The 12115-nt window shown below is 64.4% G+C and carries 10 protein-coding genes; 1 reads left to right on the top strand and 9 read right to left on the bottom strand.

Translation table 11 applies throughout. From position 1 onward, the window contains the following. Window positions 1-7 precede the first annotated feature (7 nt). The 8 genes from carB to lspA all read right to left on the bottom strand — a co-directional run bounded on the left by carB (window position 8) and on the right by lspA (window position 10669). Window positions 8-3220, bottom strand: a complete 3213-nt coding sequence (gene carB, locus NYE40_RS14705; protein ID WP_339278598.1) for a carbamoyl-phosphate synthase large subunit — start codon at window positions 3218-3220, stop codon at window positions 8-10. Beyond that, window positions 3207-4352 carry a carbamoyl phosphate synthase small subunit gene (locus NYE40_RS14710; protein WP_028596985.1) on the bottom strand — a complete coding sequence of 382 codons (1146 nt, stop codon included), beginning with the start codon at window positions 4350-4352 and terminating at the stop codon, window positions 3207-3209. Before NYE40_RS14710 ends, carB begins: the two co-directional genes overlap by 14 nt. Before the next feature lie 12 nt (window positions 4353-4364). After that, window positions 4365-5663, bottom strand: coding sequence for a dihydroorotase (locus tag NYE40_RS14715; protein ID WP_101809326.1), 1299 nt, complete (start codon window positions 5661-5663; stop codon window positions 4365-4367). 84 nt (window positions 5664-5747) lie between these two features. Beyond that, window positions 5748-6656, bottom strand: coding sequence for an aspartate carbamoyltransferase catalytic subunit (locus NYE40_RS14720; protein ID WP_101809492.1), 909 nt, complete (start codon window positions 6654-6656; stop codon window positions 5748-5750). After that, window positions 6656-7216, bottom strand: a complete 561-nt coding sequence (gene pyrR / locus NYE40_RS14725; protein WP_028596988.1) for a bifunctional pyr operon transcriptional regulator/uracil phosphoribosyltransferase PyrR — start codon at window positions 7214-7216, stop codon at window positions 6656-6658. Before pyrR ends, NYE40_RS14720 begins: the two co-directional genes overlap by 1 nt. A gap of 480 nt (window positions 7217-7696) precedes the next feature. Further along, window positions 7697-8932 (bottom strand): LL-diaminopimelate aminotransferase, encoded by a 1236-nt coding sequence (locus tag NYE40_RS14730; protein ID WP_339278599.1) that lies wholly within the window; start codon window positions 8930-8932, stop codon window positions 7697-7699. Window positions 8933-9163: 231 nt separating this feature from the next. Further along, window positions 9164-10129: an RluA family pseudouridine synthase gene (locus NYE40_RS14735; RefSeq protein ID WP_339278600.1), complete on the bottom strand. Its 966-nt coding sequence runs from the start codon at window positions 10127-10129 to the stop codon at window positions 9164-9166. Window positions 10130-10138: 9 nt separating this feature from the next. Continuing rightward, window positions 10139-10669 carry a signal peptidase II gene (gene lspA, locus NYE40_RS14740; RefSeq protein ID WP_028596991.1) on the bottom strand — a complete coding sequence of 177 codons (531 nt, stop codon included), beginning with the start codon at window positions 10667-10669 and terminating at the stop codon, window positions 10139-10141. Window positions 10670-10960: 291 nt separating this feature from the next. On the opposite strand from lspA, the gene NYE40_RS14745 reads away from it, so the two are divergent. Beyond that, window positions 10961-11662, top strand: a complete 702-nt coding sequence (locus tag NYE40_RS14745; RefSeq protein ID WP_339278601.1) for a TraR/DksA C4-type zinc finger protein — start codon at window positions 10961-10963, stop codon at window positions 11660-11662. A 10-nt stretch (window positions 11663-11672) separates the two neighbouring features. Here NYE40_RS14745 and NYE40_RS14750 read toward each other — a convergent pair whose 3' ends face one another. Further along, complete coding sequence (locus NYE40_RS14750) at window positions 11673-12002, bottom strand: DUF5665 domain-containing protein (protein ID WP_028596992.1); 330 nt, start codon at window positions 12000-12002, stop codon at window positions 11673-11675. Between the last annotated feature and the right edge of the window lie 113 nt (window positions 12003-12115).

Genomic DNA, 12115 nt, shown 5'->3' on the forward strand with positions numbered 1-12115 from the left:
CATCGGATTATTGCAGGACCGGCATCGGGTTCGAGCTGAAGTTGATCGTCTGCAGCATGTTCAGCAGCGCCCGCACCGTATCGAGCGACGTCATGCAGACGACGCCGTTCTCGACCGCCTCGCGGCGGATGCGGAAGCCGTCGCGCTCCGGCGTCTTGCCCTTGGTCAGCGTGTTGAAGACGAACTGCGCCTGGCCGCTGCGGATCAGGTCGAGGATGTTCGGCGAGCCTTCGCTCAGCTTGTTGACGCGCTGCACGACGATGCCCTCGGCCTCGAGCGCGGCGGCCGTGCCGCCTGTCGCGATGATCTTGTAGCCGATCGCATAGAAGCCCTTCAGCAGCTCAAGCGCCTCTCCCTTGTCCTTGTCGGACACGGTGGCCACGATGGCGCCTTGCAGCGGAATCTTCATGCCGGCGCCGATCAAGCCCTTGTACAGCGCCTTGGCGTACTGCTCGTCGCGGCCCATGACCTCGCCCGTCGACTTCATCTCCGGCGTCAGCGTCGGATCGACGCGGCGCAGCTTGGCGAAGCTGAACACCGGCACCTTGACGCTGACGAACTTGTCCTCCGGCCAGAGGCCGTCGACATGGCCGAGCTCGGCCAGCTTCGTGCCGAGGATGGCGCGCGTCGCCAGGTTCGCCATCGGCAGGCCCGTCACCTTGCTGAGGAACGGCACCGTGCGCGAGGAGCGCGGGTTGACCTCGATGACGTACGCCTTGTCGTTATGGATGACGAACTGGATGTTGACGAGGCCGACCACCTTCAGCGCCTTGGCGATCTTGATCGTGATGTCGATGATCTGCTCCTTGATGTCCGCGGACAGTGACTGCGGCGGGTACACCGCGATGGAGTCGCCGGAGTGCACGCCTGCGCGCTCGACATGCTCCATGATGCCCGGGATGACGACCGTCTCGCCGTCGCAGATCGCGTCGACCTCGGCTTCCCTGCCGAGCATGTAGCGGTCGATCAGCACCGGATGCTCCGGATTGATCTTGACCGCCTCGGCCATGTAACCGACCAGCTCCTCGTCGGAGTAGACGATCTCCATCGCGCGGCCGCCGAGGACGTACGACGGACGCACGAGCACCGGGTAGCTGAGGCGGTTTGCCGTGACGATCGCCTCCTCGAGGTTCGTCACCGTGCTTCCTTCCGGCTGCGCGATGTCGAGGCCGCGCAGCAGCGCCTCGAACTTCTTGCGGTCCTCGGCGGTGTCGATGCTCTCGAGGCTGGAGCCGAGGATGCGCACGCCCGCCTTCGCCAGCGGAGCCGCGAGGTTGATCGCCGTCTGGCCGCCGAACTGCACGATGACGCCGATCGGCTGCTCCTGCTCGATGACGTTCAGCACGTCCTCCAGGAACAGCGGCTCGAAGTAGAGCCGGTCGGAAGTGCTGAAGTCGGTCGATACCGTCTCCGGGTTGTTGTTGATGATGACGGCTTCGTAGCCGGCGTTCTGGATCGCCCAGACGGCATGCACGGTCGAGTAGTCGAACTCGATGCCTTGGCCGATGCGGATCGGGCCGGAGCCGAGCACGAGCACCTTCTGCTTGTCCGTCTCGGTCACTTCGTTCTCCACCTCGTAGGTGGAGTAGTAGTACGGCGTGCTCGCCTCGAACTCGGCGGCGCAGGTGTCGACCATCTTGTAGACCGGACGCAGCCCCTGCTCCAGTCGGAACGTGCGCACCGCATGCTCGTCCGTCAGCGTCTGCTGGCTGCCCTCGCGGCGCAGCTCGGCGATGGAGCGGTCGGAGAAGCCGCGGCGCTTGGCCGCGTAGAGCAGCTCCTTGGTCAGGCCGGGCGCGCGGCGCAGCTCGTCCTCGAAGGCGACGATGCTCTCGATCTTGTCGAGGAACCACCAGTCGACCTTGGTCAGGTCCTGGATGTCGGCGAGCGTCCAGCCGCGGCGGAACGCCTCGGCGATCAGGAACATGCGCTCGTCGTCCGGCTTGGCCAGGCGGGTGCGGAGCGTCTCGTCGCCCAGCTCATGCGCGTCCTTGAGATGGAAGCGATGCGTGCCGATCTCCAGCGAGCGGATCGCCTTGTGCATCGACTCCTCGAACGTGCGGCCGATCGCCATCACTTCGCCGGTCGCCTTCATCTGCGTGCCGAGCTTGCGGTTGGCGCCCGTGAACTTGTCGAACGGCCAGCGCGGAATTTTGGACACGATGTAGTCGAGCGTCGGCTCGAAGCAGGCGTACGTCTGGCCCGTGACCGGGTTGACGATCTCGTCGAGCGTGTAGCCGACGGCGATCTTCGCGGCCATCTTGGCGATCGGGTAGCCCGTCGCCTTGGAGGCGAGCGCCGAGGAGCGGCTGACGCGCGGGTTGACCTCGATGACATAGTATTGGAAGCTGAACGGATCCAGCGCGAACTGCACGTTGCAGCCGCCCTCGATGTTCAGGGCGCGGATGATCTTGAGCGACGCGGAGCGCAGCATCTGGTACTCGCGGTCCGACAGCGTCTGGCTCGGCGCCACGACGATCGAGTCGCCGGTGTGCACGCCGACCGGATCGAAGTTCTCCATGTTGCAGACGACGATGCAGTTGTCGTTCGCGTCGCGCATGACCTCGTACTCGACTTCCTTCATGCCGGCGATCGACTTCTCGATCAGGCACTGGCCGATCGGGCTGTAGCGGATGCCGGAGGCGACCGTCTCCAGCAGCTCGGCCTCGGTCGCGCAGATGCCGCCGCCCGTGCCGCCGAGCGTATACGCCGGGCGAACGATGATCGGGTAGCCGATCTCATTGGCAAAATCGACCGCTTCCTCGACCGTCGTGACGATGACGCTCTCCGGCACCGGCTGCTCCAGCTCGCGCATGAGCTCGCGGAACAGATCGCGGTCCTCGGCTTTCTCGATCGCCGTCAGCTGCGTGCCGAGCAGCTGCACGTTCTCGCGCTCGAGCACGCCGGCGCGCGCCAGCTCGACCGCCATGTTGAGGCCGGTCTGGCCTCCGAGCGTCGGCAGCAGGCCGTCCGGACGCTCCTGGCGGATGATCTGGGAGACGAAGTCGAGCGTGATCGGCTCGATGTACACTTTGTCGGCCATGTTCGTATCGGTCATGATCGTCGCCGGGTTGCTGTTGATGAGGACGACCTCGTAGCCCTCTTCCTTCAGCGCCTGGCAAGCCTGCGTGCCGGCATAGTCGAACTCGGCGGCCTGGCCGATGACGATCGGGCCGGAGCCGATGACGAGGATCTTCTTGAGCAGGTTATTTCTGGGCATACAGCAGCTCTCCTTTGGACGCTTCCGACAGCTGGGCTTGACGCGGCTTGGAAGGGTTAGTGCGGCGATGGGTGCGGATCAGCTCCAGGAATTCGTCGAACAGGTAGCTGGAATCGAACGGCCCCGGGGCCGCCTCCGGATGGTATTGGACCGAGAAGGCCGGATGCTGGTTATGCTTCAGCCCTTCGACCGTCTTGTCGTTGTTGTTGATATGGGTCACGGTCAGCTCGGTGCCGGCGATGCTGGACTCCGGCACGGTGTAGCCGTGGTTCTGGCTCGTAATGTAGCAGCGTCCCGTGGAAAGCTCCTTGACCGGGTGGTTGCCGCCGCGATGGCCGAACTTGAGCTTCTCCGTATCCGCGCCGCAAGCGAGCGCGAACAGCTGGTGGCCGAGGCAGATGCCGAAGATCGGGTATTCGCCGAGCAGCTCGCGGATCGTCGCGACCGCATGCGGCACGTCCTGCGGGTCGCCAGGGCCGTTGGACAGCTGGATGCCGTCCGGATTGAGGCGGCGGATCGTCTCCGCGGACGTGTCATGCGGCACGACGACGACGTCGCAGCCGCGCTTGGTCAGCTCGCGCAGGATGCCGGTCTTGGCGCCGTAGTCGATCAGCACGATGCGCTCGCCGAAGCCCGGGCTCGTGAACACCTGCTTCGTCGACGTGCGGGCGACCTGGTCGCGCAGCAGCGGCGTGCCGGTCAGCTGCTCGACGATCGCCTCGACGCGCTCGCTGCCGGTCGTGATGACGCCGCGCATCGTGCCGAAGTGGCGCAGCTTGCGGGTCAGCATGCGCGTGTCGATCTCGCTGATCGCCGGGATGCCGTGCTCCTTGAGCAGCCAGTCCAGCGACACCTGGGCGCGCCAGTTGCTCGGGATCGGCTCGTGGCGGCGTACGGCGAAGCCGTGGATGAACGGCGCCACCGTCTCGAAATCGTCGCGGGTGATGCCGTAGTTCCCGATCAGCGGATACGTCATGGTGACGATCTGTCCGCAGTACGACGGATCGGAGAGCACCTCCTGGTAGCCGGTAATGCCGGTGTTGAATACGACCTCGCCGGGCTTGAACGTCTCGGCGCCGAACGACTGGCCCGCAAATACGGTTCCATCCTCAAGAATCAGTCTCGCTTGCATCCGTATCACTCCTTATGCGCTTTGGTGGGACCAGACGACGCTGCCGGCGACGACGGTGGCTTCGGGCCATCCGTAGAGCTTCCAGCCGCCGAAAGGCGTGTTGCTGCTTTTGGAAAGGAAGGCAGAGGGATCGACCTCGCGCTTCTCCTCCAGCTCGACGACGGTAAGATCCGCCGGAGCTCCGACTTCCAGCCGCCCCGAGTCGAGGCGGAAGACGGAAGCGGGAATTCGGGTCATGCGGTTCAGCAGGAAGCCGAGCGACCATTTGCCCGTGCGGACGAAGGCGGTGTACAGCAGCGGGAACGCCGTCTCGAAGCCGACGATGCCGAACGGCGCGAGCTGCATGCCGCGGGCTTTTTCCTCGGCGCTGTGCGGGGCGTGGTCGGTGACGATCATGTCGATCGTGCCGTCCTCGAGGCCTTGGATGACCGCCTCGACATCGCGCGGCGTGCGCAGCGGCGGGTTCATCTTCCAGTTGGAATCCATGCCGGGGATGTCCTCGTCGCTCAGCACCAGATGATGCGGGCACACCTCGGCGGTGATGCGGACTCCGACCGACTTGGCGAGCCGGATCAGGCGCACCGACTGCTCGGTGCTCACGTGGCAGACGTGGTAATGGACGCCGGTCGATTCCGCCAGCAGCGCGTCGCGGCCGACATGGATCGCCTCGGACTCGTTCGGGATGCCCTTGATGCCGTTGTCGCGGGCGAACTTGCCCTCGGAGACGTACAGCCCTTCGACGAGGCTGTCATCCTCGCAGTGAGCGATGATCGGCATGTCGAGCGACTGCGCCAGCCCCATCGCGTCCTTCATCGTCTGCGCGCGCTGCACGCCGACGCCGTCGTCGGTGAAGCCGATCGCGCCGGCCGCCTTCAGCGCCGCGAAGTCGGTCAGCTCGCGGCCGAGCTGGTTTTTGGAGATGGCCGCGTAGGGCAGCACCTTCACGCCGTTTCCTTGCTCGCGGGCTTTGTCGATCACATAGCGCACCGTCTCCGGCGTGTCGATCGAAGGCCGCGTGTTCGGCATGCAGGCGATCGTGGTGAAGCCGCCCGCCGCCGCCGAGGCGGTGCCGGTGACGATATCCTCCTTGTGCTCGAAGCCCGGGTCGCGCAGATGCACGTGCATGTCGATGAAGCCCGCCGAGACCAGCCTTCCTCGCGCGTCCAGCACGCCCTCGCCTGCCGCCGCCGGCGCGTCGCCGGCCTTGATCTCGGCGATCCGGCCGTCCTCGATGCGGATATGCCTCGTCTCCAGCTCGCCGCTCTCCTCGTTCCAGATCCGTCCGTTCACGATCCATTCCACAGCTGCCATTGCTTGATCCGTCCCCTTTCGCAGCGAATGCCGCCTTGCCTGCCTGCTTCCGTCGTCCTTGCTTCCTGGCGGCGCTCGCCGCCTCTATCCTCTCAGCGCCCGTTCGATGACGGCCATGCGCACCGGCACGCCGTTCTGCATCTGCGGGAAAATTCTCGACTGCGGATGCTCGACCAGATCGCCGTCGATCTCGACGTCGCGGTTGACCGGCGCCGGATGCATGATGATCGCATGCGGCGCGAGGCGCGCCGCCCGTTCCGCCGTCAGACCGTACTGCTCGCGGTACTCTTCCGCGGAGCGGAGCATGCCGCCCTCATGCCGCTCGAGCTGCACGCGCAGCATCATGACGACGTCGGCTTCGAGCGCTTCTTCCATGCTCACGTAGGCCACATCCAGCTCGTTCTCGCGCATGTTTTCCGGCGCGCAGAAGCGCACCTGCGCTCCGAACTGCTTCAGCCCCCAGTAGTTGGAGCGGGCCACCCGGCTGTGCTTGATGTCGCCGATGATCGAGACGCGCAGCCCCGAAAGCGGTCCGAACTGCTGCCGCATCGTGTACAGGTCGAGCAGCGCCTGCGTCGGATGCTCGTTGTTGCCGTCTCCTGCGTTGATGAGCGGCACCTGGATGCGCTCCGCGAGCTCCTCGAGCACTCCGGCCGGCTTGAGCCGGATGATGCCGGCGTCGATGCCCATCGACTCCAGCGTGCGCACCGTGTCGTAGATCGACTCGCCCTTCTGCACGCTCGATTCCGCCGCCGAGAAGTTCAGCACCTCGGCTCCGAGCCGCTTTTCCGCCACCTCGAAGCTGAACCGCGTGCGCGTGCTGTTCTCGAAGAACATGTTGGCGACGAAGCTTCCCGCGAGCACGGGCTGCACCTTCTGCTCTTGCCGCTCCCAGTGGGCCGCGCGCGAGAGGATCGACTCCAGCTCCTCGCGCCCCATTCCTTTCAAGCCAAGCAGGCTTTTTTGCCGCAGCTGCAATGCCGTCATCCTGATCATCCTCCCTGTCTTTCCGTGATGGTGACGTTGTCTTCTCCATCCACTTCCTGAAGGGAGACGCGGATGCTCTCCTGCTTGGAGGTCGGCACGTTCTTGCCCACATAATCCGGCCGGATCGGCAGCTCTCGGTGGCCGCGGTCGAGCAGCACGGCCAGCTGGATCGACTGCGGACGTCCCTGATCCATCAAGGCGTCCATCGCCGCGCGGATCGTCCGGCCCGTGTAGAGCACGTCGTCGACCAGGATGACGCGCTTGTCGTGGACCGGGATCGGCTGGCCGCCGGCATCGGGCACCGCGATGGCTCCCCGCTGGCCGTCCGGCGAGCGGTCGTCGCGGTAGCCGGTGATGTCCAGCTCGCCGCAAGCGACAGGCGTTCCCTCGATCTCGCGGATCTGCTCGGCGAGGCGGCGGGCCAGGTAGACGCCGCGCGTCCGGATGCCGACCAGCACGCAGCCTTCGATGCCTTTGTTCTTTTCGACGATCTCATGGGCGATCCGGGTCAGGCCTCTCCGTATGGCGGTATCGTCCATGATGGCGCGCTTCTCGCCTTCTGACATGGGTGATCGAGCTCCTTCAGCGTCCGGCCGCAGCCGCTGCGCATGGGTAGTGTACGGCTTTATCCTCCCTCGGCAGGGCAAAAAAAAACTCCCTGCTGAACGCTCAGCAAGGAGAGGGAAAGAAGCATGTGCCGTCTTGAAGAAGAGCAAGCGGGCGGATCCCTCTCCGGCGGCGGGCAGGCGCAAGGACGCGCCGAGCCGGCCGCGCGGAGGCAAGGACTCCGAGCTGGCTGACAAGCTTCATCGACGACGGCACATATCACGCTACCTTGCCAGCCTCTCTGGACTGAGTTAAAGGTACTGCCGTTATCGGTTACGATTATCCCATGCGAGGCCGATGAAGTCAACCCCGACCCTGTTCCTTGGTTGTGTTGCATTATTATTCAATTGGCTGAATAATAATAACACCTTATCCCGGAAAGGGCAATGGCCGGGCAAAGAAAAAGCCGGTCCGCTTGGCGGACCGGCTGTCGAATCGGCTTACAGGCTGAGGCCGCGGATGCGCTCCACGGCTTTTTCGGTGTTCTCGCGGCTGCCGAACGCCGTCAGGCGGAAGTAGCCCTGGCCGCTGCTGCCGAAGCCGACGCCCGGCGTGCCGACGATGTTCGCCTCGGACAGCAGCTTGTCGAAGAACGCCCACGAGTCGAGGCCCTTCGGCGTCTTGAGCCAAATGTACGGCGCGTTGACGCCGCCGAATACGTCCAGCCCAAGCGACGCAAGGCCGTCGCGAATGATGCCGGCATTGGTCATGTAGTAGTCGACGAGGCCGCGGATCTGCTCCTTGCCCTCCGGCGAGTAGATCGCTTCCGCGCCGCGCTGGGTCACGTAGGAGACGCCATTGAACTTGGTCGTGTGGCGGCGGTTCCACAGGTCGTTGATGACGACGGAGTTGCCGTCCTTGTCGAGGCCCTTCAGCTCGCGCGGCACGACCGTGTACGCGCAGCGGACGCCGGTGAAGCCGGCCGTCTTGGAGAAGCTGCGGAACTCGATCGCGACCTCGCGCGCTCCCTCGACTTCATAGATGCTGTGCGGCACGTCGGCTTCAGTGATGAACGACTCGTACGCCGAGTCGAACAGGATGAGGCAGTTGTTCTCGCGAGCGTAGTCGACCCATACTTTGAGCTCGTCCTTCGTGAGCGTCATGCCGGTCGGGTTGTTCGGGTAGCACAGGTAAATGAGGTCGACCTTGCGGTCCGGCAGCGACGGCTTGAAGCCGTTCTCCGCCGTGCAGTCGAGGTAGACGATGTTCTCGTAGCGGCCGAGCTCGCTGTTGAACGAACCCGAACGGCCCGCCATGACGTTGGTGTCGACGTAGACCGGATAGACCGGATCCTGGACGGCGACGACGGCATCCTGGCTGAAGATCTCCTGGATGTTGCCGACGTCGCACTTGGAGCCGTCGCTGACGAACACTTCGTTGGCGGCGATGTCGACGCCGCGCGCCTTGTAGTCGTTCTCGATGATCGCCTGGATGAGGAAGTCGTAGCCCTGCTCCGGACCGTAGCCGCGGAAGCTGCCCGGCACGGCCAGCTCGTCGACGGCGGCGTGCATCGCCTTGGTGACGGCTTCCGGCAGGCCGCGCGTCACGTCGCCGATGCCGAGGCTGATGATCTCGGCCTGCGGGTTGTCCTGGATGAACTTCGTGCGCCGCTTGGCGATTTCCGAGAACAGGTAGCTGCCTTGCAGGTTCAAATAATTGGAATTGATCGAGGTCATGGGATCGGATCCCCTTTCGGTTTCATGAATGGACCCGGGAGCGGAAGGCCGCGCCCGGGTCGTGGAGGTCTCATGCTGGCACGGCCGCTTCCGGAGGGTCGCGGCGCGCGAGTGCAGCCTGTTTCAGCATAGCGCAAGGCGCTTGCCGTGCTAATGGAACATTGCGCGAAAAATTTGCATTTTTCGCATCGTCCGCAAATGCCCGGAGCGTCAAGGCCGGCACAGCTGCCGCTAGCGGTTCCGCAAGCTCGTCAGCACATGCTGCATGTCGTCCGGGATCGGCGCCTCGAACTCGAGCCGCTCGCCCGTGCGCGGATGGGTGAAGCCGAGCGCCGCCGCATGGAGCGCTTGTCCTCCCAGCGCGACGGTCTTGTTGCGCCCATAGACCGGATCGCCCGCGAGCGGATGGCCGATGTACTTGAGGTGGACGCGGATCTGATGGGTCCGGCCCGTCTCCAGCTGCAGCTCGACCAGCGTATAGTCGCCGATCCGCTCGATCACCTGGAAATGCGTCACCGCATGCTTGCTGCCTTTGGTAGTGACCGTGAACATTTTACGGTCCTTTTCGTCCCGTCCGATCGGCGCGTCGATCGTGCCGATGTCATGATGCAGGTTGTCGTGCACGAGCGCGACATACTTGCGAGTCACGCTATGCGCCTTGAGCTGCTCGGCGAGCGACAGATGGGCCAGATCGTTTTTGGCCGCCATGAGCAGGCCGGACGTGTCCTTGTCGATGCGATGCACGATGCCCGGACGGAGCACGCCGTTGATGCCCGACAGGTCGCGGCAATGATGCATGAGCGCGTTCACGACCGTGCCGCCGGAGTGGCCCGGCGCCGGATGCACGACCATGCCCCGCGGCTTGTTGATGACGATAACGTCGGAGTCCTCGTACACGATGTCGAGAGGGATGTCCTCCGGCACGATCGCCGCGTCCTCCGGCTCCGGCACCGTCACGGAGAGCGAGTCGCCTGCGGAGAGCTTGTAGTTCGCCTTGACGGCGCGGCCTCCGACCGATGCGGCGCCGGACGCGATCCAGTCCTGGACCTGCGTGCGCGAGATGGCGGGATCGGCGAGCTGGTCGGTAATGAACTTGTCGATGCGCTGTCCCGCCTGCTCCGGCGCGACCGTCCATTCGAGCTGCCGTTCGTCGTCTTGCTCGACGACATGTTCATGCGGGTTGTTTTGAAATGTCATAAGGCGAAGTCAGTCCTCTGTATGCAATATTTCCTTCGGCTGCTCCGGGTCGCGGCCTTCCTTGGCCGCCGCCCGCGCGCGGCGGTCCTCCCGCAGCGTGTCGATGATGATCATGATGACGCCGATCGTGATCGCCGAATCGGCGATGTTGAACACCGCGAACGAATAGGAGCCGAAATTGAAGGATAGGAAGTCGACGACATGCCCGTAGAGCAGCCGGTCGATGAAGTTGCCGAGCGCTCCGCCGAGCACGAGGCCCAGCGCGGTCAGCAGCCAGACGTTGCCGGATCGGCGCTGCTGGTGGATGTACCAGGCGATGCCCGCCGCGACGATCGGCGTGATGATGAGGAAGAACAGTTGTTTCCCCTCCAGCATGCTGAAGGCCGCTCCCGTGTTGCGGATGGAGGTGATGATGAAGAAATCTCCGATGACTTTGATCTGCTCGTAGAGCTCGAGCCGGTTCATGATGATGATTTTGGTGATCTGGTCGAGCAAGATGGCGGCCAGCGCCACCACGTATGAATACCCCTTGACCTTCAAGCTTTTCCCTCCTCGTCCGTCTCATTGTAGCATAACCGTTCCGGGCGGAGCCAGCGCTCAGGCATGCCTGGCAGCAGGCTTCGGGACAGCTTCGAGGCAAGCGTTGGAGCCGGTGCCGGGACGGCGATCAGGACGGATTCGGGACGGCGCGGCGCCGGCCTGCGAGCCATCGACAGGAGGCTCCTCGCTTCCAGAGAACCCCATCTGTAATCCGGCTGCAAGTCGTCCACACTAACAGCAGCAATTCCAGTCCCCTCGCAGCCTGCGCGGCTGCCGAAAGGTGTGTGCGACATGACTCATTCCCCAGCTCTCATCGGGCGGTTGAAGCAAAGGCTGCTCCGGCAGCGCGAGGAGCTGATCCGCCGCGACGTGGAGTCCGATCACGACGGCTTGCAGGAGTCGCTGCGCGACGAGACCGGCGAGCTCAGCACGATCGACAACCACCCTGCGGACGTAGCGACGGAAATGTTCGAGCGCGGCAAGGATATCGCGCTTCAGGAGCAGATGGACCTGCATCGCGAGCGCATAGATGCCGCCCTGGCGGCGATGATCGACGGCAGCTACGGCCGCTGCGCGGTCTGCGGCGAAGACATTCCGGAAAAGCGGCTGTCGGCGCTTCCCGATACGCTTTATTGCATCCAGCATTCCCCGCGGCAGCATGTGTCCCGCCGCCGTCCGGCCGAGGAGGCGGTGCTGCGTCCTCCGTTCGGCGACTCCGACCGCGACGGCAAGGACGATCCCGGATTCGACGGCGAGGATGCGTGGCAGACCGTCGAGCACTGGGGCACGTCGACCTCTCCGGCCATGGACGAGATGCCGGGAGACAGCTACCAGAGCATCGGCATCGAGTCCGACGAGAATGTCGGCTACGTCGAAGACATCGAAAGCTTCCTTGCGACAGACATGACCGGCCGCCATGTGAGCGTCGTGCGCAACCGCGAGTACAAGAACTACATGGACAGCGGCCGGGGAGAAGAGCTGCCGTCCGACTGATCCGCCTCGTTCAATACTGCTTGCCCTCCAGCTGGATCTGCACGATGCGCACGAGGTCGGCGATGTAGTCGCCGATGATCGGCAGGTTGAGCTGTCCGAGCGCCTGCAGCAGATACAGGATCGCGGTCGTGAAGAAGGCGATGCCGATCGCGTAGCCGACGCCGCGCGAGACGCCTGCGACCAGATTCCGGCGGATGAGCTTCCACGGCCGATTGAGCAGATCGACGTATTCGGCCATCTGGGACCGCTCCAGATCGGCGGCGATCTTCTCCAGCCGATCCTGGAGCAGGCTGATCCGCTCCTGCTCGCTCGCCTTGTTCCTCCGATGCTCTTCGCCCATGCCGCTCCTCCTTCCGTATGTTCAGGCTCAAGAATTCCCCGCTAGTATGTCCCGGAAAATGCTGGCGGATTCCACAGGAAAAGGCCCCCTTCTCCCGTCCGGGAGAAAGGAGC

This window comes from Paenibacillus sp. FSL W8-1187 (genome assembly GCF_037965485.1).
In the GTDB taxonomy this organism is placed as follows: domain Bacteria; phylum Bacillota; class Bacilli; order Paenibacillales; family Paenibacillaceae; genus Paenibacillus_O; species Paenibacillus_O pasadenensis.